This window comes from Bremerella volcania, from assembly GCF_007748115.1.
Lineage (GTDB): Bacteria > Planctomycetota > Planctomycetia > Pirellulales > Pirellulaceae > Bremerella > Bremerella volcania.
Window position 1 is genome coordinate 1,412,769 of the sequence record NZ_CP036289.1, and the last position, 21,690, is coordinate 1,434,458.

Annotated in this window: 19 protein-coding genes; 12 read left to right on the forward strand and 7 right to left on the reverse strand. The window is 57.9% G+C overall.

Annotated features, from left to right (window positions below):
- Nucleotides 1-27 precede the first annotated feature (27 nt).
- The 5 genes from Pan97_RS05645 to Pan97_RS05665 all read right to left on the reverse strand — a co-directional run bounded on the left by Pan97_RS05645 (nucleotide 28) and on the right by Pan97_RS05665 (nucleotide 3,763).
- Entirely contained in the window at nucleotides 28-1,356 is a 1,329-nt protein-coding gene (locus Pan97_RS05645) for a right-handed parallel beta-helix repeat-containing protein (RefSeq protein ID WP_144971153.1), read from the reverse strand.
- Between the two features lie 113 nt (nucleotides 1,357-1,469).
- A complete protein-coding gene (locus tag Pan97_RS05650) occupies nucleotides 1,470-1,892 on the reverse strand; it encodes a hypothetical protein (protein WP_144971154.1) in 423 nt (140 codons plus the stop codon).
- Nucleotides 1,893-1,987: 95 nt separating this feature from the next.
- Nucleotides 1,988-2,179, reverse strand: a complete 192-nt coding sequence (locus Pan97_RS05655; protein ID WP_144971155.1) for a hypothetical protein — start codon at nucleotides 2,177-2,179, stop codon at nucleotides 1,988-1,990.
- 127 nt (nucleotides 2,180-2,306) lie between these two features.
- Nucleotides 2,307-2,756: a carboxypeptidase-like regulatory domain-containing protein gene (locus Pan97_RS05660; RefSeq protein WP_144971156.1), complete on the reverse strand. Its 450-nt coding sequence runs from the start codon at nucleotides 2,754-2,756 to the stop codon at nucleotides 2,307-2,309.
- A 2-nt stretch (nucleotides 2,757-2,758) separates the two neighbouring features.
- On the reverse strand, nucleotides 2,759-3,763 hold the full coding sequence (locus Pan97_RS05665) for a DUF1559 domain-containing protein (RefSeq protein WP_144971157.1): 1,005 nt from the start codon (nucleotides 3,761-3,763) through the stop codon (nucleotides 2,759-2,761).
- Between the two features lie 618 nt (nucleotides 3,764-4,381).
- On the opposite strand from Pan97_RS05665, the gene Pan97_RS05670 reads away from it, so the two are divergent.
- Nucleotides 4,382-6,073 (forward strand): ABC transporter permease, encoded by a 1,692-nt coding sequence (locus tag Pan97_RS05670; RefSeq protein ID WP_144971158.1) that lies wholly within the window; start codon nucleotides 4,382-4,384, stop codon nucleotides 6,071-6,073.
- A gap of 63 nt (nucleotides 6,074-6,136) precedes the next feature.
- On the opposite strand, the gene Pan97_RS05675 is transcribed toward Pan97_RS05670, so the two are convergent.
- Complete coding sequence (locus Pan97_RS05675; protein WP_144971159.1) at nucleotides 6,137-6,631, reverse strand: hypothetical protein; 495 nt, start codon at nucleotides 6,629-6,631, stop codon at nucleotides 6,137-6,139.
- Nucleotides 6,632-7,014: 383 nt separating this feature from the next.
- Here Pan97_RS05675 and Pan97_RS05680 point away from each other — a divergent pair, with 383 nt between their 5' ends.
- From Pan97_RS05680 to Pan97_RS05695, 4 genes are all read left to right on the forward strand, one after another.
- The gene (locus Pan97_RS05680; RefSeq protein WP_144971160.1) at nucleotides 7,015-8,658 is read left to right on the forward strand and encodes an efflux transporter outer membrane subunit; all 1,644 of its coding nucleotides are present in this window, start codon (nucleotides 7,015-7,017) and stop codon (nucleotides 8,656-8,658) included.
- Nucleotides 8,659-8,988: 330 nt separating this feature from the next.
- On the forward strand, nucleotides 8,989-9,948 hold the full coding sequence (locus tag Pan97_RS05685; RefSeq protein ID WP_144971161.1) for an aspartate carbamoyltransferase catalytic subunit: 960 nt from the start codon (nucleotides 8,989-8,991) through the stop codon (nucleotides 9,946-9,948).
- Nucleotides 9,949-10,027: 79 nt separating this feature from the next.
- Entirely contained in the window at nucleotides 10,028-11,311 is a 1,284-nt protein-coding gene (locus Pan97_RS05690; RefSeq protein WP_144971162.1) for a dihydroorotase, read from the forward strand.
- 57 nt (nucleotides 11,312-11,368) lie between these two features.
- Nucleotides 11,369-12,070 carry an NYN domain-containing protein gene (locus Pan97_RS05695; RefSeq protein ID WP_144971163.1) on the forward strand — a complete coding sequence of 234 codons (702 nt, stop codon included), beginning with the start codon at nucleotides 11,369-11,371 and terminating at the stop codon, nucleotides 12,068-12,070.
- 26 nt (nucleotides 12,071-12,096) lie between these two features.
- Here Pan97_RS05695 and purD read toward each other — a convergent pair whose 3' ends face one another.
- Nucleotides 12,097-13,392 carry a phosphoribosylamine--glycine ligase gene (gene purD, locus Pan97_RS05700; RefSeq protein ID WP_144971164.1) on the reverse strand — a complete coding sequence of 432 codons (1,296 nt, stop codon included), beginning with the start codon at nucleotides 13,390-13,392 and terminating at the stop codon, nucleotides 12,097-12,099.
- 536 nt (nucleotides 13,393-13,928) lie between these two features.
- Between purD and Pan97_RS05705 the strand changes: the two genes are divergently transcribed.
- From Pan97_RS05705 to cyoE, 7 genes are all read left to right on the forward strand, one after another.
- Nucleotides 13,929-14,708 (forward strand): hypothetical protein, encoded by a 780-nt coding sequence (locus tag Pan97_RS05705; RefSeq protein WP_144971165.1) that lies wholly within the window; start codon nucleotides 13,929-13,931, stop codon nucleotides 14,706-14,708.
- Between the two features lie 25 nt (nucleotides 14,709-14,733).
- Entirely contained in the window at nucleotides 14,734-15,516 is a 783-nt protein-coding gene (locus tag Pan97_RS05710) for a carboxypeptidase regulatory-like domain-containing protein (RefSeq protein ID WP_144971166.1), read from the forward strand.
- Nucleotides 15,517-15,717: 201 nt separating this feature from the next.
- Entirely contained in the window at nucleotides 15,718-17,016 is a 1,299-nt protein-coding gene (locus tag Pan97_RS05715) for a c-type cytochrome (protein ID WP_144971167.1), read from the forward strand.
- An 87-nt stretch (nucleotides 17,017-17,103) separates the two neighbouring features.
- Nucleotides 17,104-17,904, forward strand: coding sequence for a cytochrome c oxidase subunit II (gene coxB / locus Pan97_RS05720; protein WP_144971168.1), 801 nt, complete (start codon nucleotides 17,104-17,106; stop codon nucleotides 17,902-17,904).
- A gap of 6 nt (nucleotides 17,905-17,910) precedes the next feature.
- A complete protein-coding gene (locus Pan97_RS05725; RefSeq protein ID WP_144971169.1) occupies nucleotides 17,911-19,725 on the forward strand; it encodes a cytochrome c oxidase subunit I in 1,815 nt (604 codons plus the stop codon).
- A gap of 3 nt (nucleotides 19,726-19,728) precedes the next feature.
- Nucleotides 19,729-20,751 (forward strand): COX15/CtaA family protein, encoded by a 1,023-nt coding sequence (locus tag Pan97_RS05730; RefSeq protein ID WP_144971170.1) that lies wholly within the window; start codon nucleotides 19,729-19,731, stop codon nucleotides 20,749-20,751.
- On the forward strand, nucleotides 20,748-21,659 hold the full coding sequence (cyoE, locus tag Pan97_RS05735; RefSeq protein WP_144971171.1) for a heme o synthase: 912 nt from the start codon (nucleotides 20,748-20,750) through the stop codon (nucleotides 21,657-21,659). Before Pan97_RS05730 ends, cyoE begins: the two co-directional genes overlap by 4 nt.
- The last annotated feature ends 31 nt before the right edge of the window (nucleotides 21,660-21,690 follow it).

The following is a 21,690-nucleotide window of genomic DNA, read 5'->3' on the forward strand; positions in this document are numbered from 1 at the left end:
GAGAAGAGAGAGGGATGGGGGAAGGGTTTATTGGGGAACTTCAAACGCTCCGATGTCGGGGGCTTTCCCCGAATAAGGCAAACCAACGTCAACACCGGCGTCGATAAGCTTGCTTTGCGGCGATGGCTTCAGCAGCGTCATCTCCGGCAGGCTGCCATCGGGCTGACGAGCCCCGGTCAACTGCTGGTTGTCTTGCAGTTCGACGAAATCTTCGTTGGTGACTTCGATTTCGTTGTCGAAGGTGTTCGCTTCGAGCGTGCACTCGGACAGGTTGACGTTCACGATCGCACGTCGGCCGCCGTAGGCCAGGTTGTTCTTCAGGACGTGACCGAAGCCGGGGACGTCCCTCTGGAAGTCGGTCGATCGGTTCAGCATGTTGAAGTTGGCACCGTTGCGATAGGCCGTGTTATTCAGCCAATCGCAGCCGCCAGGGTGATGGTTGGCGTAGAAGCCGCTGTTCTTGTTGCCGACTGCCACGCAGTTTTGAATCACGTGGCGTGGAATTTCGGGGGGTGCTTTCGGGTTGGGCGAGATGCCATAGCCACCGGCCTTGAAGCCGTTACCATCAGCACGGGCTTCAAATTCAGGTGAGTACCCATTCCAGAAGGCCCAGCAGTTCTCGAAGCGGACGGCCTCGCTCGCGCTGATGCAATCGAAACCATCGTCGGAGTTGAACCAGGCTCGGCAGCCGCGAAAGACATTGTTTTTTGCCCCGCGCTCGGGATGGCAGCCGAAGCCATCGACGTTGCCGCCGCGACCATCCTGCGAGACGGGATCGTGATTGTTGTAGGCGTCGCAGTTGAGATACAAGCAGTCGCTGCCGCGAACCGCATAGATGCCGATCGCGTGCCCGTCGTGCATGCTGAGCTGCTCGAAGACGTTGTGCTTCCCTTCACTGGCGAAGCAGATCGATTGGGTGTGTCCGCTTAGGGTGACCTGGACGCCGACGACTTCAATCCCCCGCAAATGCAGCCACGATCCTTCGACCTGAAACGCATGCACGCGGTGCCCTTCCGGCTTCACGTCGGAGAAGTCGAATACCGGTCGTTCGTTCTCGTAAGCGAAATAACGAATCGGCTGGCCTTCCTGGCCGCTCTTGCGCAGGTGAATCACGTAGGCCCAGATCCGCCACTTGCGGGCGATGTCCGCTTCCTGCATGCGATAAGTGCCGCCGCGCAGGTAAACCGTGTCGCCAGGTTCGGCGATGGTTTCCGCATGTTGGATTGAAGCGAACGGGGCTTCTTTCGTACCGGGACTGCTGTCGAGACCATCGGGAGCGACAAAATACTCGGCAGCCGATGACCAGGAGGACACCGACAGTAGTATTGTGAGCGATAGCCAACGGGCAGTGGTCATGAACACTCAGGGCAGGGGAGGGAGGCGAAGCAAGCGGCGCGCGACCGCTTGGGGGGAGGTGCGATGCAGCCCTTAAGTCTAGCATGCCATCCCCTCTTTAGCCACGAAGCGGACTATCGGTCCATCTCGTCCAGTTCCGCCAACCGCTTGCGCAGTCGGGCCTTTTCCTGTTCGACCGATTCCTGCTTTTCCGGCCGGTCGAGATGTTTCGGCCGGCCAGGTGCGGCTTTCGGCTCGGGGCGACTAACGATCGTGTCGTTGGTCAGATAGACGCCGCTCATCATCGAAGTCTTCACATGGGCACTATGAATGCACCCTTCGCGGTCGCGATAACGGACGCTATAGATACGGTCGTTCTTTTCGCCAAACCATCCAGGTCCGAACGGATCCCAGTGCGATTCGAGAAGTTCACCACCGATGCTGGTGATGTATTGGCGAACCCGATCCTTGTCCATCGACCCAGCCAACAGTCGGAACATCACGCTCGCTGCAATGGCAAAACCGATCAGGATAAAGACGCCTTCGCCGCCGTTCATCGCTTGGACTTACCTTTCTGAGAAACAAGATGAAACCACGTTCGTCTCGTTATTCGTAGTCAGAAATCCATTATTGGCACAAATTTAGGGAGGGGCTACATCAAGTCCCCTTTGTTACGTCCCTGGTCGTCGTAGCGCATGTAGCTGAAGTAGACGAAGACGACGGCGAAGATTGGGATCAGGATCACAAAGAAGGGAGTGACGGCGTACGATACGGCCAAGACCAGTACCGCGAAGACGCACCAGAGCCACCACGTATCTCGCCATAGACCTTGGAGGGGGCCCATTGAATTCTCTCCAGCCACTGCATGATTGTTGGGGGTCGACAGAAAGATTCTACGCCAGACGCCCTGGCAACGCACGATGAAAACGTCGCACCAGTGTGAGGGGGAAGGAGGCGAACCGGCTTCGGCGTTACGGACTCAGATTGAATTGAAACGCGTTGGTGCCTCCTTCGGCGACCACGGCTTTCAAGTCGGAAGACTTGAAGTCGGAGTATTGCGGCGGCAGTAGCTGCGAGGTTTTCGACTTCGGGGGAATGGCGGGGTGATCGCTCGGCTGGATGATGGTTTGCTCGACCTTCTTGACCGAAACCTGGTAGTGCCCGGCTGGGGCACCGTCGCCGGGTTCGTAGGTCGTCAGCTGATATTGGCCGGTCGCGTCGGTCTTGCCGTACGAGGTGATCTTCAACTTCTCGCAAAAGAACATCACGGTTGCGCCCTCGATCGGTGCTCCCTCCAGGGTGATCTTTCCTTGGACGGGGATCGTCGGGCTGCGTCCCGGGATCAAGTTCGGCTTACCGGAACCGCATCCGAGTGTCGCCGCGGTCAGGATCAAGAGCAGGGCGGATTGAATGCGGAACATGGCTACTCGCTGCCTGGGGTGTATTCCCCGCCACTTTTGCTTCCCATCGCTCCCCACACCCCATAAGGACTCGGACCACTGTCGACCGAGGTCGCTCCCTGGTTACCGGCGTCGATCGTTTCGGTGACGAATCGAACCGAGCCATCGGCGAACGTGGCCATCACGCCGCCGGGGTGATAACTGGATGCGGTGTAGAATCCATCCTGGGCGTCGTGATTCGAGTAAGCACACTGCGGGCTGTTCGGGGGCAGGCAGGTATTCATTGCCGAGAAGGCCGAACCCCCGTCGGTCCAGCGGCTGCCGGGGGCACTGATCGGGTTGCTGTAACCGCTGATCGAATCGAAGGTCAACGCACACTCCGCCGGAGTCGCAGGGTCGCTGCCATAATTGACGTTGAACCGATCCCGAGGGCTGGTTGGGAAACCGTGCTCGGAAAGCGCGAGCGTGTTGCTCGTTCCGTCGGTGATGTCGGCCATGGCCGTATGCTTCACCAAACCGAAGATGCCGCGCGGCTCGAGCGTTTCGGTATCGAACGAGTCACCGGCACAGAAGGTGTAGTTGGCGTCGGCGATCACGTCGTTGGAGAAGTGCTGCGGACTGGAGGGGCACAGCAGCGAGCTGAACGAGACCGTCCAAGGATGGAAGTCATCCCAGGGGGTCTTGCTGCTGCCGTGCATGCGGACTTCGTTCGCGGCGGCTGACTGTTCGATGTAGGGAAGCAGTCCGACAAATCCGCTCTGCCGTTGATACGGAGCAAGCGTTCCCCCGTTGAACTGATGCTGACCGCTCCCCCCTTCGCGATAGGGAAAGACGTTGAACGTATCGTGATAGACGTGTAGGGCGAGACTCAGCTGTTTCATGTTGTTCGTGCAGGCCATGCGGCGTGAGGTCTCGCGGGCCTGTTGGACTGCCGGCAAGAGTAAGGCCGCCAGGACGCCAATCACGGCCAGGACGACCAGCAATTCGACCAGGGAGAATCCACCTCGTGTGGAATATTTCGTGGTCACTTGATACAACTCCAGAAGGGTCTGTCAGGCAGGAAAAAAACTCAAACAAATTCCTGGAGGTACAGGTAATCAAACGGCGTTCCAAACGCTGTTCAATCTCTGACCACACCCCCGACGGTTAGCCGAAACGTCTTGCGCTTAATAGCACAAATGAAGTTTGTGTCCCTTAAAGATCCCTACAAGGTCATATCCTCTACCGAAAGGCAATCGCCGTTTCCTTGGATATAAAGCGTTATCTTTCTGCCAATTTCGTAGTTACCTCCCCGGGCTAAGGGGATATGCTGTCTCCTTAAGCGGATTTGGCCCGATTTGCTCAGTGTGTGGGCGAAGCGAATGAGAGCATGGTGAAAACGCATCCTCTTTCCAGATAATTTCATGAATGAGAGTGCAAAAAATCTTACAATGTAGGGCGGCTTGATCATGCATGACGACCGCCCCGAGAGATTCGGCGGCCGGCGCTGATTGCGAAAGATGTGTGAGATGATTTCGGCTGCGGGCCGTCAGGCCGGAGGAATCTTGTCCCAAGGGTAGCTTTGGCTGGAAGCGGACGTTTAGAATAGGCAAGCCTCGTCCCGTGGCGAGACGCTCATCGCCTTGCCTGGTAAGGATTTGCCACGAATGTATCTGCTTGAGAATCCCGTTTTACAGCGCGAACTACTGGTCAACTTGCGGACCGCGAGGGCCTTTTTGCTGCTGTTGGCTTACCAGATGCTTCTGGCGGCGATCGTTTATTTCGCGTGGCCCCAGGTCGAACGCTTGGATCTTTCGGCCGATCAGGAAGCGGCTCGGCGATTGTTCGACTTGTTCTTTCTAGGTCAATTCGTGCTCGCTTCGTTGATGGCTCCTAGCTTTGCTTCGGGGACGTTGACCGGCGAGAAAGAACGCAAGACCTACGAGATGCTGTTGGCCAGCCCGCTTAAGCCTGGGGCGATCGTGCTGGGCAAGCTGTTGGCTTCGCTGGCTCACTTGGCCCTGTTGATCTTCACGTCGCTGCCGATCGTGATGCTGTGTTTGCCGCTGGGGGGCGTTTCGCTTTATGAACTTCTCGCGGCGTACGCGATTTTGATGGTCGCGGTGGCGACGTTCGGGATGATCAGCGTGGCGTGCAGCAGCTTCTTCGCGCGGACCGCATCGTCGCTGGTCGTTTCTTACTTGCTGATTCTGCCGATCGCGCTGGCCGGAGCGTTCGTCTGGCAGATGCTGGGGCAGAATGGTGGCCTGCGTCTGATCGTGTTGTTGATGACCGTACCGGCCGCGGCGGCGGCAACGATTCTTTTGCTTTCGCTGTATACGGCTCGCACGCTGTTGTATCCGCACGACGTCGGTAGCGAGGGGAAGGATGTGGTTGACCTCGAGAAAGAGGCCCGCGAGGCGGTCGGCCTGGTGATTCAGCGCGATCAATTCCCTGATCGCTTGTTTGCGCCCCCCAAACGAACGCAGCTTCTGGACGACCATAAAAACCCGGTCTACGACAAAGAGATCCATAGCGAAATATTCGCCCAGGGAACCTTGATGCTGCGTCTGGTGATTCAGATCAGCATGTTCCTGGCGATCCCGCTGATGGCGGTCTGCTTGTACTTCAAGCCGCAGTACGCCCCGCTTTATATGGCGTATGTGATTCTGTTCAACATCCTGGTGGGGCCGGTATTTTCGGCCGGAAGCATCACGTCGGAGCGCGAACGCGAAACGCTTGATCTGCTGCTGACCACCGAGATTTCTCCCTGGATGATCCTGTCCGGCAAGTTGATCGCTGGCTTCCGCGTGTCGAGCGTGCTGACAGGCTTCTTGCTCTGGCCGCTGCTTTTGGCGTGCGTGATGGTGCCGTATTACTGGACCAATTGGACGTCGGTGCTGGCGTACTTATCGGTGATTTTGATTACGTGCATCACGACCTCGATGCTGGCCTTGTTCTGCTCGGTGCTGTTTCGCAAGACCTCGCACAGCTTGATGTGTACGTACCTGGTGATCATCGCCCTGTTTTGCGGGACGCTCGCGTTCGATTACTTCGCGCAGCTCGCATTCACTCCGGCGGTCGAGACGGCGGTGGTCGATTACACGTCCGCTTCCAATACCGAGCCAGAACCGCCGCCGATCACGATGGTGGCTGAAGTTTCGCGCCAGTTGACGCTCATCAGTCCTTTCTCGGCACTGTGGGACGTTCCGCTGAAGGTCGATCTGGACGGAGCGACCGACAACCCCGGCGACTGGTACCGCTTCTCGATTTTCATGGGGCTGACGATCGGCATGAACGCGGTGATGTTCGGCGTGATGGTTTGGCTCTTCCGCACACGCTGGCGGGTCTCTTACTAAACAAAAAAAGAGCGTGCCGGTGCGGCACGCTCTTCCTATTTGTTCGTCGGTGATGACAGTCTCTTAGAATGGCGACTTGTCGATTGGCTCGCGGCCGGCGGCCATCCGCATGGGGCCGAGGATGGTGCCCAGCAGGTCGTCCATGGTGTCGGTCGGATCTTTGACGATCACGACGCGGTCGCCGGGACGCAGTTGATAGTCGTACTCAAACGGAATCTGTTCGTTGTGGTGGTCGTATTTCGAGATCAGCTTCTGCGGCGCGGCACCTGGGCGTTCTGGCAGTCGCGACACGGCGATGTGAAAGCGCTCGAACTTCTTGTTGGCTTTCGACTGCATGACCGCGGCCTGAAGCGTCGGGGCGGATGCGAGCGGAATCTTCTGGGTCTGCGTGCCGATTTCAGGCGACTGCATCTCGACCATGATCATGGGCTGATTCGGGGGAATCATGGCCTGGTCTTGCGTGCTCACGGCATCGGACTGGGGAACCGTACTGCAGCCGCTGCCCAAAAGGAGGATGGCCAGCACTGGAAGTGTGTAGAGAGGAAGTCGTTGGTTCATCCTCACAATCCCTTGCGAAGTGAGTGGTCTGGGGGGAGCGGCCTGCGCGTATCCTTGCGCACAAACTCACTCTTGGACATCGGTCGCCCAGCGCATTCCGGTTGAATCGAATTCGCAAGAATTTCGGGTTAGTTAGTTTGCGTAAGATCATCGACCGCTAGCAAAGGATGCCGCTGGCATTTGCTGATCCGCCAAAAGAGGTGTAAGTGAGGGCAAATGTACCAAAGCGTGCTGTCATTACTATCGTCGAGATTAACGGTTGAGTGACCCGTACGACCGTCAAAGTTCCTGTGCAACCTGGCGCAATTATTCCACCGATAACGTTTCTGGCGGATATCTCCTTGGGAGATGGACTATCTCGAAACGAAAAGGTTAGCTTGCGAATGATTGTGCGAAAACCAAAATCGACGAGCAAAACGGCGGTGGTCATTGGCAAGCTCGTGATCAGCGCCGTGGCAACGGTGGCCATCGGGCTCAGTGGTTGCCTGGTCGGGCCCGACCATATCGATCCTGGCGCGCCATTCCAATGCGAATGGATTCCACCCCTTCCGCCTGGGGTGAGTCAGTCGCCAAACGACTCGATTGCCTGGTGGACGAAATTTAACGATCCGGTGCTGACCAGCATGATCGTTCGGACGGCCCAGCAGAACCTTACCCTGGGGCAAGCCGCCGAACGAATTGCCGAAGCCCGGGCTTTGCGTGGGATCGCTCGCGGCGGGCTGTTCCCCGATATCGACGGCATCGCCAGCTACACGCGTCGTAAAACGTCCGGTAGCGGTAATAGCTTCGGTCTTGCCAACTTCAATCCGCCGCCGTTCAACTTCTGGTCGGCAGGTTTTGATGCGACTTGGGAAATCGACATTTTCGGCGGCGTTCGTCGTCGACTCCAAGCGGCCGACGCCGACGTTGACGTGGCGATCGAAGACCACAACGATTTGCTCGTCAGCTTACAAGGCGAAGTGGGTGCCAACTACATTCAGGTCCGCACGCTTCAGCGTCGGATCGAATTCGTCGAACGCAATATCGAATTGCAGCGTCAGTCGCTGAAGATTACCGAAGATCGTTTTGCCGCCGGTACGGTGAGCCAACTCGACGTCGAACAGGCCAAGTCCAACTTGTACAGCACTGAAGCGGGCCTTCCGCTGCTGCGTCAGGAAATGGAGTTGGCTTACCATCGACTGTCCGTGTTGATGGGGGAACCGCCATCGGACCTGTCGAAGCAGATCACGCCGCAGCAGCAATTCCCCATGTTGCCGCAAGACATTGCCGTGGGTCTGCCGATTGAGTTGATTCGTCAGCGTCCTGACATTCGCTCGGCCGAACGTCAATTGGCTGCTCAGGCCGCTCGTATTGGCGTGGCCGTCTCGGAATTGTATCCACGCTTCACGATCACCGGGACGTTCACCGTTGACTCGACCAAGTTCAATCGTTGGTTTACGACCGAAAGCATCGCCTATGCGTCGGGGCCGGCCATGCGATGGCGACTGTTGGACTTCGGCCGCGTGCGAAGCGATATCGAAGCGCAACGTGCTCGTTGGCGAGGTCTGGTCTACTACTACCAGAACGAAGTGATCACGGCCGCACAGGAAGTGGAAGATGCGTTGTCGCAGTATCGCTACAGCATCGAGCGGGCGAGAAGCCTCCGCGAAGCAGCGTTGGCGGCTCGTGCGGCAGCCGAGATCTCCGAAGAGCAGTACAAGGGGGGGATCATCCCGTTCCAGACGCTGTTGGACGCTCAGCGCTTCCAAGCCGAACTGGACGACCAGGCCGCCGCCGCGGAAGGGGATATCTACCTGGCCGTGGTTTCCTTGTATAAGGCCCTGGGGGGTGGTTGGATCGATCCGTTCGCGGTCGCTCCTGACCCGACCGCTGTGCCAGCCGGGGAAATCATCGAGCCGACTCCGGCCGATCCCAACGGCAACAATGACATCCCACTGGATGACAACCTGATTCCTAATATTCCCGTGCCCAAGGATGCTTTGCAGCCAGCCGACGCGTTGCCACCTCCGGCGGCTGGGGATAACTAAGAACTGTCGGAGAACGATTTCCAGGGTGGCTCAGAGACTTACTCTCTGAGTGGCCAGAGGCCACAAGCGGCTCATGAATGCGGCTATAATCGAGGTGGGACACTCCAATTTTGTGTAACGTCCATACATGAGCCGCCTGTCGGCGATGCCGCCCCAGAGCTGGCTCTCTGGGCTACCCAACTAGGATCGGACGAGAAAACAAGGACGGCAGGCGTGATTTTCGCTCCTGCCGTCCTTTTTCGCGCGCCCCAGGTTGTGAGCGGGGGTGGGAATCCGTAGAATTTGCCCCAACGCAAACCGGCCCATTTCGCTTACATATTCTGGGATTCCATGGAGACGCCTGGTTTTCTCGAGCCCTTCGTGGGCCGCTGGACAAAGCGGCATTTGCTCGATTTGGAAAGTTTAACGTCGGACGAAATCACGCTTCTTCTCGACGTTGCTCAAGCGTTCAAAGAATCCACCCAAGATTGCCGCCACAAGTTGCCGCTGCTAACGGGCCGCACGAGCGTCAATCTATTCTTTGAAGACTCGACGCGTACCCGCACCAGTTTCTCGCTCGCCGCGCGACGCTTGGGAGCCGACGTCATCGAGTTCTCGGCATCCAGCAGCAGTCTCTCGAAAGGGGAAACCCTGCTGGACACCGCCAAGACGATCCAATCGATGTGCATCGATACGCTCGTCTGTCGACATAAGGCCCCTGGCACGCCTCAGATGCTGGCCGAGAACCTGGACGTTTCGGTGATTAACGCCGGCGATGGTCCTCATGAGCACCCCACGCAAGGCTTGCTCGACATCCTGACCATTCGTCAGCATCGCGGTGACTTAAGCGGCAAGACGGTCGCGATGGTCGGTGACATCGCCCATAGCCGGACCGCTCGGTCGAACATCTGGGGACTGCAAAAGCTCGGGGCGCAGGTCATCGTGTGCGGTCCATCGACGCTCGTTTCGCGTCGCTGGGAAGAATACGGCGTCGAGGTCTCGCACGATCTCGATGCCATCCTGCCGCGCTGCGACGTGTTGAACCTGCTTCGCATTCAGTTCGAGCGGCAATACACCCGCCCCTTCCCGTCGGTTCGCGAATACGCGCTGCTGTATGCGATGGATCAAAAACGCATGCAGCGGGCCAAGCCTGATATCTTGATCATGGCCCCGGGGCCGATCAACCGCGGCGTCGAGATTACCCCGGAGGTAGCCGACGGCGAACATTCGGTGATTCTGCACCAGGTGAATAACGGTTTGGCGGTTCGCATGGCGGCCATGTGGCTGCTGAGTGCCGGCCGCGCCAGTTGATTGGGCTTGAATCGAAGAGACAACCATAACCGCACCCCATCCTTCGCCGGTGAAGGGGGAAGGGACTGGACGTGAGACCATGCTGAAAACGCTGATACAAAATGGGCGGGTCATCGACCCCAGCCAGAACATCGACCGCGTCACCAACCTGTTGATCAAAGAGGGACGCATCGCCGCGATCGACGTCGAGCCCCAGGCCGATATGAAGGTGATCGACGCCACCGGCAAGCTGGTTGTCCCCGGGCTGATCGATCTGCACGTGCAGATTCGCGAGCCTGGTTTCGAGGAAGACGAAACGATCGAATCGGCTGCCTACGCGGCACTCGCAGGCGGGTTCACTTCCATCGCCGCGATCTCTGAAACCAATCCTCCGGTCGACAGCGCGGCCGCGGTGACTTACCTCGGTCGCCAGGCGTCCGAAGCCGATCATTGCAACGTGTTTCCCGTGGCCTGCGTCAGCAGCGGACGCCAAGGGGAAGAGATGGCCGAGATCGGCATTCTGCACAATGCCGGAGCGATCGCGTTTAGCGATGGTCAGCGGCCCGTTTCCAACCCGGAACTGCTTCGCCGGGCCCTGGAATACACGCTCATGTTCGATCGTCCGGTGCTCAATCGGCCGGAGATGGTCGAACTTTCGCGCGACGGCGTGATGCACGACGGTTCGGTGAGCACCGTGCTGGGGCTCGCACCGATGCCGGCCGAGGCCGAAGACGTGATGGCGGCCCGCGACATTCGCATTTGTGAAGCCACTGGCGGTAAGCTGCATTTGCTGGCCATTTCGTGCAGCGGCACGGTCGATATCCTCCGCCGGGCCAAGGACCGCAACGTGAGCGTCACCGCGAGTATCTGTGCTTACCAGTTCGCATTGACCGACGCGGCCATGCGGGGCTTTCACACCAATTTGAAGCTCAATCCGCCCCTGCGTTCGCAGGAACATATCGACGCGTGCATTGCCGGGCTGAAAGACGGCACGATTGACGTCATCGCCAGCGGGCACGCTCCGCGGTCTTCCGAGAAGAAGATGTGTGCGATCACCGAAGCACCGTTCGGCATGGTCGGATTGGAGACCGCATTAGGACTGGTCAGCACGCACCTGGTGCATGCCGGACACGTCGACTGGCCGACGGTCATTCGAGCCATGTCCACGAACGTGGCAAAGGTATTGGGGGTCGAGAAGGGAACGCTTCAGCCGGGCGCCGATGCCGATGTGACTTTGATCGATCCCGATGCGAAGTGGACCGTCGATACGTCGAACTTCCGCTCGAAGAGCTTCAACTCGCCGTTTGGTGGTGTCGAGTTGACCGGGCGTGCCGTGGAAACGATCGTAGGCGGCGTGACCAAGTTTCGCTACGATGGCACATAGAAGCCTGTTTCAGGCTTGCCCCTTCGTTCCTTTCGCAGCCGAGAAGATGGCGCTGCCATGCCGCTGATCATTGATGGATACAACCTGCTTTATGCGGCTGGGCTGGTCGGTTCCGTCGATGGGGAAGGTTCCTTTGAAGGGGAACGCCGAGCACTGTTGGATGCCTTGCTGGCGGTGATCGATCCGAAGGAACTAACGCAGACGGTCGTCGTCTTCGACTCGGCCAAAGCTCCGCCTGGGTTGCCACGCGTCTACAACTATCAGCAGATCACCGTACGGTTTGCCTCCGGCTATGCCGACGCCGACGAGATGATCGAAGAGCTGATTCAAGAACATCACGCGCCAAAACGCCTGACGGTCGTCTCCAGCGATCACCGCGTGCAGCGTGCGGCCCGTCGCCGCAAGGCCAAGGCGATCGATAGCGATAGCTGGTACCGCTTGATGCGGCAAACGCGTGCTCGTCGCCGTGAAATCGAAGCCCAGCAGCCGCCCCTTCCCAAACGGCTAAGTGCGCCGGCCATACCCGAATCGGAGGTGAGCCAATGGGTCGAGTTCTTCGGCAAGATCGACGTCGACGCATTGGCGCCGCAGGAAGAGACTCCGCCGATTGCTCCAGCATCTGGCCCAACGCCTGAGCCAAAGACGCCGCAGGGAAAGCCAGGTCCGAAGAAAACGAAGCGATCGGACGAGCCAGCGCCCAACGTCTTTACGGACGACTATCTGAAGAAGATCGCCGAGGAGTTCTTCGGCGATGCTTAGCACATCATGCAAGCGACACTCGTTGCTTACGAGTGACGCAGGGCCTTGTCGGAAATATCCTTGCGGCACCAGGCACCATCCCAGCGGATGCATTTCACCGCGGTGTACGCTTTCAGCTTGGCGGCTGAAATGGTGTCGCCGATCGCGGTGACGCCCAGGACGCGGCCGCCGTTGGTGACGACTTGATCGCCGCTGGTCGTGGTACCGGCATGAAAGACCTTTACGTCTTCCAGCTTGGTGGCTTCTTCCAGGCCGCGAATCGGTTTTCCCTTTTCGTAGCTGCCGGGATATCCTTCCGAAGCCATCACGACGCACACGGCAGGACGCGTGTCCCACTCGGGCGGATCGATCGATTCGAGATCTCCCACGGCACACGCTTCCAGAATGTCGACCAGGTCGGACTTCAGCCGCATCAGAATCGGCTGGCATTCGGGATCGCCGAAGCGGACGTTGTATTCCAGAACCTTGGGGCCTTGGTTGGTCATCATCAGACCGGCGTACAGCACGCCTTGGAAAGGATTCCGGGCCCGCTTCATTCCGTGGACGGTCGGCACCAGAACCTTTTCCTCGACCATCTGCATCACCTGCGGCGTGACCAGCGGGGTAGGGGAGTAGGCACCCATGCCGCCGGTGTTGGGGCCTTGGTCGTCGTCGTAGGCCGGCTTGTGGTCTTGCGCCGGGGGCAAGGTGAGGATCGTCTTGCCGTCGGTGATCGCCAGGACGCTGGCTTCTTCGCCATCGAGACGCTCTTCGATGATGATCTGGGCACCGGCATCGCCAAACACGCGCTGGCGACCGATTTGATCGATTGCTTCGAGCGCTTCTTCGGCCGTATCGCAAACGGTGACCCCTTTGCCGGCGGCCAGGCCGTCCGCTTTGACTACCACGTTGACGTCTTCCCCTTCGTGCGGGAAGCGGTCTTTGATGTAGCGCGCGGCCGCGTCGGCTTCGCGAAAGACGCGGTAGTCCGCGGTTGGGACGTCGGCGCTGCGAAGCGTTTGCTTGCAGAAAGACTTGCTACCTTCGAGTTGGGCCGCGGCTTTGTTGGGGCCGAAGATCTTCAGGCCTTGATCGCGGAAGTAGTCGACCACGCCGGCAACCAAGGGCGCCTCGGGACCGACGATGGTCAGGCCCACCTCGTTGCGTTTGGCAAACGAAGCGAGTTCGGCGAAATCGGTTTCCGCGATGGGGACGTTCTCGGCATCGATCTGCGTGCCAGCGTTGCCAGGGGCAACAAACACGTTTCGCACGCGTGAGCTTTGTGACAACTTCCAGGCCAACGCGTGTTCGCGTCCGCCAGATCCGAGGACCAATACGTTCATAGCATCGTTGCCGCTGTGAAGGCGCTGAAACAACCGGGGTAAGGAATCTGGCAGTGTAGCAAATTTACGCCTTGTCGCTCACCACCTTGTTCAAATCGGTCATCTTGGTCGAAATCGGACGAGATTGTCAAAAATGGGGGCAGGTTTCGCTAAAAAGTGACGGTTAGTGTTAGATCGTCTTGCTTGTTTCCGGATGGATGTCTGGTAAAACAGGCAATATGCAAAAGCATCCTGCCTGACCGCTTTTTTTCGAGACCTACCTCCTTCTGCTGTTAGCAGATCTCCCTGTTTTTGAGAACTTTTACAGCTTCCTGAAACCATCTCCAAGGGGGTGGAACAAAGGCTGTAAAGTCCGTAAAGTAAACGGAATGCGCTCCCCTCATCCGGGTGCGACAGAAAACTCCGGCACGAGAACTATGAATCCATATAATGTGAGATGGAACGAAATGTCCCCCCGGGCGTTGGGCTCGTCTCGCTTCTCGTGGCCACTAATTAAACCTCCCACCTCAGAGAAGAGTCCGACTAAGGAGTAACTTATGAAGAAGACACAACTTGGATTGATGCTGTTAGCAGTGATCGGCATTTGTGCCCAAAGTGCCGTCGCTCAGGAATGGGGTACCGTCAAAGGGCGTTTTGTGGTTGATGGCGACGTTGCCGCTCTGCCAGCGATGAACGTCACCAAAGATGCCGAATTCTGCGGTCCTAGTCTGCCGGATCCGTCGATCCTCGTCGGCGAAAAGAATGGCCTGCAGAACGTGGCGATCTGGCTGTATCTCGATCGTGGCGACAAGGCCCCAGCCGTTCACCCCGATTACGCTGCCGCCGCCAAGACGCCGGTCGTGGTCGACAACAAGGCCTGTCTGTATGCCCCGCACGTGGCGACGATCATGGTTGGCCAGCCAGTCGAATTCAAGAACTCGGACCCAATCCCGCATAACTTCAAGGTCGAAGGTTTCGCTAACGCCGGTATGAACAACCTGGTTCCCGTGGGTGGCGTTTACGAACACAAGTTCGACAGCGAAGAACGTTACCCCATGAACGCCAGCTGCTCGATCCACCCTTGGATGTCGGCCAAGCTCGTCGTTCGTGAACTGCCTTACATGGCCGTCACCGGTGAAGATGGTTCGTTCGAGATCAAGAACCTGCCTGTCGGCGAGCACAAGCTGCAAATCTGGCACGAAGTGCCTGGTACGATCAAGGAAATGACCGTGGGTGGTAAGAAGGTCAAAGATCGTAAAGGGCTGCTGGAGATCACCGTCAAACCAGGCGACAACGACCTGGGTGACATCGCCATCGATGCCGGCGACCTGAAGTAACCTGGACCTTCTCGGAGCTGATCCGATGAGACTGACGAATATCCTCATGTTGACGCTGATTGTCTTGGGCATCTTTGCCCAGGACTTGTTTGCGCAGCAGTGGGGAACGATCACTGGCCGTTTCGTGGTCAAAGGAGTTGCGGCTAAACCACCGGCGATGAACATGCCCGCCGCAGTGGCAGGCGTCTGTCCCGGCCCGCTGGCTAACCCGCAGCTTCGCGTCGGTCCGAAGAATGAATTGCAGGACGTCGCCGTGTGGTTGTACTTGGATCGTGGCGAGGATGCTCCCGAGCCACACCCAATGTACGCTCCCCTGAGAAACATGCCGGTGCAGATATCGAACAAGGTATGTCTCTATGAACCTCATGTCGCCACGATCCAACCAGGACAAACGGTCCAGTTCGTGAATGCCGATCCCATTCCACATAATTTCAAAGTGGAAGGATTCGCGAATGCGGGGATCAATTTCCTGGTTCCGGTAAACGGCATGCAGCCTCATATATTCCAAGCCGAAGAGCGCTATCCGATGAACGCCAGCTGTGCGATTCACCCCTGGATGAACGCGAAGATCGTCATCAGGGAATCACCCTACATGGCGGTCTCCGACAAGAATGGAAAGTTCACAATCGAGAATCTGCCGGTGGGAACGCACAAGTTCCAAATCTGGCACGAGATACCGGGCAATATTAAGGAAGTCACCCTGGGTGGCAAGGTTTTGAAGGACCGCAAAGGCGTGGTCGAAATCGAAGTGAAACCAGGCCAGAACGACCTGGGGGATATCGTGATCGACGCTGGCCTTTTGAAGTAACGCCGAATCAAATCAACCTTGAGCGTGGCGTCATCACTGACCCGCGCTTGTTTATTTTGAGACCGAGTCATCGGTTCTCCTGGTGGAAGACGGAGTATTGGTTCTCCTGATGGGAGAAGGCGGGAAGTAACCGTTTTCCTCAATCGTTTCCGTAGGCAGCAGACCGTCACCTATGAGGGTGCCGGCAAAGTGGAACACACAATGCGAATCAGCCAGGCCCCTGAGTTTGGCGGGCGACACTGGGCGGGAGGCCTGGTCTTGGCCGCTCTGGTGGGGTTAATCGTCGGATGCTCTTCGGAGCCCGCCCAATTCGAGTTAAACCGGATCGCGATGCACAAGTCCGAAGTTTCGCTGGGTGCGAACTTGGATCAGACGTATCAGATCGATCCGATCGCCAAGATCCTCGACGAAACGTTCGGCACGCCCGACAATCCCATCGTCCCGGAAGTTGCCGACATCGAAGAGGTGATGGACATCGAACACCTGAAGATGGCCGCTGGCCCCTATGGCAGCGACGAAGACGGCAGCCCGCGTGGTCTCTATCGCCAACACTGCGTCCATTGCCACGGCATCACCGGCAACGGAGCCGGTCCCACGGCTGCTTTTTTAAACCCCTACCCGCGCAACTTCCTGACCGGCAAGTTTAAGTGGAAGTCGACCAGGACCGGTTCGCCTCCCACGCATGACGACCTGAAACGCGTCCTGGTTAACGGCGTCCCTGGCACCGCGATGCCCAGCTTCGCCCTGCTGCCGGAAGACGAAGTCGAAGCGTTGGTGCAGTACGTAAAATACCTTTCGCTGCGAGGCGAACTCGAACGCAATTTGCTGTTGGAATTTTCCGATCTCGATACCTCGGTCGTGAAGCCGGCCGAGAAGCGAAGCCAGGAAGAAGAGGAATATGTGGCCAGTCTCTCGCCGGAAGATCTTCAAGAAGAGAAGGAAGATCTCGACGCCGCGATTGAAGAGTTGACCGACCCGGAAGTCGTGCTGGAAGAATTTCTCGCCCCGATCGTCGAGGGTTGGGCATTCGCCGAAGAGAACGTGACCGAAGTCCCCGAGAAGCCGGAAGCGGAACTTGCCGAGTCGATCGCCGCTGGTCGAGACCTGTTCTTCAATAAAGGTGGCTGTGCGACCTGCCACGGTCAATCGGGCATCGGTGATGGTCAGACGGCCGAGATGTTCTACGACGACTGGACCGAAGAGTATTACGACCCGAAAGCTCCAGAGCACCTGGAAGAGTTTTTGGCGCTGGGTGCTTTACCCCCTAGAAAGCTCGATCCGCGTAACTTGCGGCTAGGTAATTTCCGCGGCGGCCGCCGACCGGTGGATGTGTACTGGCGGATTCGTAACGGGATTGAAGGGGCCAAGATGCCGGCGGCTCAGCAGCTTTCCGAGGAAGAGATCTGGCACGTCGTCGACTACGTCCGCAAAGGCCTGCCGTACGATACGTTGAGTCAACCGCCGGAGCACGAGCAAGAGAACGTCCGCGTCCGAAATTAGTCGATCGCAAACACCGTCATAAGAACCAGGCAGCAACCGTTTGCCTGATCAGTAGAACAGCCAAGGCTGGAAGTAGGAGAGTCCCTGGTGGGAAGATTCTGGAGTCTGCTTTTTCTTAGCGTCCCAATCCTGGGGGTCCTCACGTTTTTGTGGGCGGCCTTGGGATGGTATCCGCTTGAAGGCCATTGGTTTCCCGAGTTAGTCGTCGCCGACAGCAGCATCGACCACTTGTTCTACGTGATTCTCTGGATGACCGGTCTGGTCTTCATCGGCACGGGGCTGGCCATGTTCTGGTTCCTGTGGAAGTACGACGACACGAAGCACGACGGTCCGGTCTGGTATTCGCACGGCAGCCATCTCTTGGAAATCATCTGGTCGGTAGTTCCCGCCGTGGTGATCCTGTTTCTGGCGATCTACCAGATGGATGCCTGGGCTGGGGCACGCATGCGTCGTCCCATGCTCGAGAACGGCCAGCCGAAGCCGCCGATCGCCCGCGTGACCGGGCGGCAATTTGAATGGAAGATTCAATACCCCGGCAACGACAAGCAGTTCGACACGCCGGACGATCTTTACACAACCAATGACCTGCACGTTCCCCGCGACGAAGAAGTGGTTCTCGAGATCACCAGCGAAGACGTGCTGCATAGCTTCTTCCTGCCCAACTTCCGAGAGAAGCAGGACGTGGTGCCTGGCATGAAGCAGTTCATATGGTTCAAACCGGTGAAGGACGGGAAGTACGACATCGTTTGTGCCGAACTGTGCGGCTGGGGGCACTACAAGATGAAAGGCCAGATCACGGTCGAGTCGGCAAGCGATTATCGAGCGTGGCTTGAGAAGGCCTACAACGAACAAGAATTGTCCGAGTATTCGCTGGCTGAGGCAGAGTAAGAAACGATGAGCAGCATCACCGCGGATGGGCAAGCGACTCACGCCCACACATCAAACGAATTCGGCGTTGGCGAATTCATTACCACTTACGTTTTCTCGCGCGATCATAAAGTGATCGGGCTGCAGTTCCTGTTTTCCACCTTGCTGTGGTTTCTGATCGGCGGCCTTTTGGCGATCGGCATTCGCTGGCAATTGGCCTGGCCGTGGAGCGATATGCCGGTGATCGGGCCGATGCTCTTTTCGGCCGAAGGGGGACAGATCTCGCCCGAGTTCTACACGATGCTCTTCACCATGCATGCCACGGTGATGACCTTCCTGGTGATCATTCCGATCCTGGCCGGTGCGTTTGGCAACTACCTGATTCCGCTGATGATTGGTGCCGACGACATGGCCTTCCCGACGCTCAACATGCTTAGCTACTGGGTGATGTGGCCGGCATTCCTCTTCTTTGGAGGAAGCTTTTTCGTCGCGGGGAATGGAGCGTCGAGTGGTTGGACCAGTTACCCGCCCCTTGCCTCGATGACCGAAGCCGCGCCCGGTAGCGGGCTGGCTCAAACGATGTGGCTGATCGCGCTGACGTGCGTGGGCATCAGTTCGATGATGGGTTCGGTTAATTACATGACCACCATCATTCAGATGCGTGCTCCTGGCATGACGATGATGCGTCTGCCGATGACGATCTGGGGCATGTTCATCACGGCCCTGTTGCAAGCGTTCGCTCTGCCGGTGCTAACGGCCGCTGGCTTCATGCAATTGGCCGACCGGTTGTTCGGTACTGGATTCTTCGTTCCCGAAGGACTGATCGTGAACAACTCGGAAATGGCTGCCGGTGGCGGTCAGCCGCTGTTGTGGCAGCACTTGTTTTGGTTCTATTCGCACCCGGCGGTGTACATCATGATTCTGCCGGCGATGGGCATGGTTTCGGATATCCTCGCCTGCTTCGCTCGCAAGCCGCTGTTTGGCTACAAGCCGATGGTGTACGCCATCTGCGGGATCGCCGGACTGGGCTTTATCGTCTGGGGACACCATATGTTCGTTTCGGGGATGAACCCCGGACTGGGAATGACCTTCATGGTGGCCACGATGATGATCGCGCTGCCTAGCGCCGTGAAGACCTTCAACTGGCTCGGTACCATCTACGGCGGCAAGATCCAGTTCACCACGCCGATGCTGTTCGCGTTGTCGTTCGTGTTGATGTTCGTGATTGGCGGTTTGTCCGGCATCTTCATGGCCGCCACGCCGGTCGACATCTTCATTCACGATACGTACTTCATCGTCGCTCACTTTCATTACGTGCTGTTCGGTGGAACGGCGATGGCCGTGTTCGGGGCGATCTACTTCTGGTTTCCCAAGATGTTTGGCCGGATGATGAACGAACCGTTGGGCAAGATTCACTTCCTGCTGACGTTCCTGTTCATGAACGGGACGTTCTTCACGATGCACATTCTCGGTGCGGTCGGTTTTCCTCGCCGCCTGGCCGACCCTTACCATTACGAGACCTTTCGGCACCTGTTGCCGATGAATCAGTTCATGACGATCTGTGCCATTTTGATGGTGGCCTGTCAGATCTTCTTCATCGTGAACTTCTTCTACAGCATCTTCTTCGGTCCGAAGGCAGGCCGAAATCCTTGGCATGCCAATGGTCTGGAATGGCAAGCTCCGAGCCCGCCTGGCCACGGCAACTTCGACTTCCAGCCGATCGTGTATCGCGGTCCGTACGAGTACGGTTCGCCGGAAGTGGACGAAGACTATTACCCGCAAACGCAACCACCCAACCAGCGCGGCGACACCGACGAGCCTGCGACGATGGTGAATCACTAAAGTATGGATAACCCAGGAAAGTCCGAATCCCCTTGGCCACATCGCTTGGCGATGCTACTGGTCTGCGCGACCTTTCCGCTGATCTGGATCGGCGGCCTGGTGACCACGACCAAGAGCGGCATGGCCGTGCCGGACTGGCCGTCGACCTATGGATACAACATGTTTTTGTATCCCTGGCAGACATGGGTGTTCGGGCCATACGACCTCTTTCTGGAGCATGGGCACCGGTTGTTGGCTTCGACGGTCGGCTTGCTGTGCATTGCCTTTTTAGTGCTGGCGATCTGGCGAAAAGATAAGTCGTTGATCCTGCTCGGCGTGATTGCCCTGGTGCTGGTCCTTTCCCAGGGCGTGCTGGGGGGCCTGCGTGTGGTGTGGGACAAGACCACCATTGCCCGGGTGCATGGCTGCGTGGGTCCCCTCTTTTTCGGCTTCCTGGTTTACCTGGAATGCTTCACCTCGCAGCGGCTGCAGGCCATGTCCCCGATCCACTCGATACGCGGCGGCAGTTACTTGCGTCTGTCGATCAGTTTCATGATCGTCGCGTTCCTGCAGATCGTGCTTGGTTCGTTGATCCGGCACGTGCCCCTGTCGATGACCCACGGTGCGTTTCGCGAGGCGCTCTTGTTTCATGTGATTACGGCATTTCTGGTGGTGATGAGTGCCATCGCGATTTGCTTCACGGCCTGGCGTGATTCGCAAGGTCAACGCAGTATTCGTTTCACGTCGACATTCGCTGTATTGTTGATTGTCGGGCAAATCGTGCTCGGCATCGCCGCTTACACGGTCAAATACGGCTGGCCAACCTTCCTGCCAGGCGGGGACTACTTTGGTAGCTTCGTCGTGCAGTGGGAAAGTGCGATGCAGTCCGTGATCGTGACGGGGCATGTTGCGGTTGGATCATTAATTCTGGCCTCCAGTGTGATGCTGGTGGCCTATTGTCTGCGGTGTTATCCGATCGCTTCTTCGCAAGCGAATTCCTCCCCCGCCAAGCTCACGGGAACCGCCGGTAAAGAGGTGATGGCATGAGTAGTGGTCCTGCCACGTTGACCGATCGCAAGGCACGCGTTAAGCAGCAGCTAAGCGATTATCTGGAGCTAACCAAGCCCAAGATCGCCGTGCTGCTGTTGGTATGCGTGGCGATCGCCGCCTACTGCGCAAGTAACGGCCAGCCAGACGTGGCTCGGCTGATTCACGTGATCGTGGGCACGGCCCTGGTGGCCGCCAGTAGCTGTGTGTGGAACCAATGCCTGGAAGTTCACGTCGATCGCCGCATGAACCGCACCGCCCAGCGTCCCATTCCCAGTGGCCGTTTGTCGCGGTATGCGAGCGCCCTGTTTGGCACCCTGCTGGGATCGGTTGGAATTTCTTACTTGCTGGCGACGGTCGGTGTCATGCCGGCACTGATTGGGGCGCTGACCTGGATTTTATATGTGTTCATTTACACCCCCATGAAGCAGGTCACGCCGTGGAACACAACGGTCGGTGCGATCGCTGGGGCTTTGCCGATGTTGATGGGCTGGTTGGCCGTGAACCCGGTGCTCGACCTGAAGGCGGTCGCGCTGTTTGCGATCTTGTTCTTCTGGCAGTTCCCGCACTTCATGGCCATCGCCTGGCTATATCGTGAAGACTACGCCCAAGGGGGCATGAAGATGTGGTCCGTGGTCGACGGCAGCGGCACCAAGGCCGGCATCCAAGCCGTCTCGGGAGCGATGGCCTTGCTGCTGGTCAGCGTGGTCCCAGGCATCGGTCAGGTCGCCATGCCCAATGTCTTTTACATGCTGCTTTCGCTCTTGGGCGGCGTGTTCATGCTGGTCGCCTCGTGGCGTTTTTTCACTTCGCGCGACGACAGAACGGCCCGGCAGTTGTTGTTTGCCTCGTTGATCTATTTGCCCTGCCAACTGGCCTTGCTGGTCATTTTGCCCAGCAGCGTCTAACGGAACAAAGAACCTCAAGTAGACTGACCCC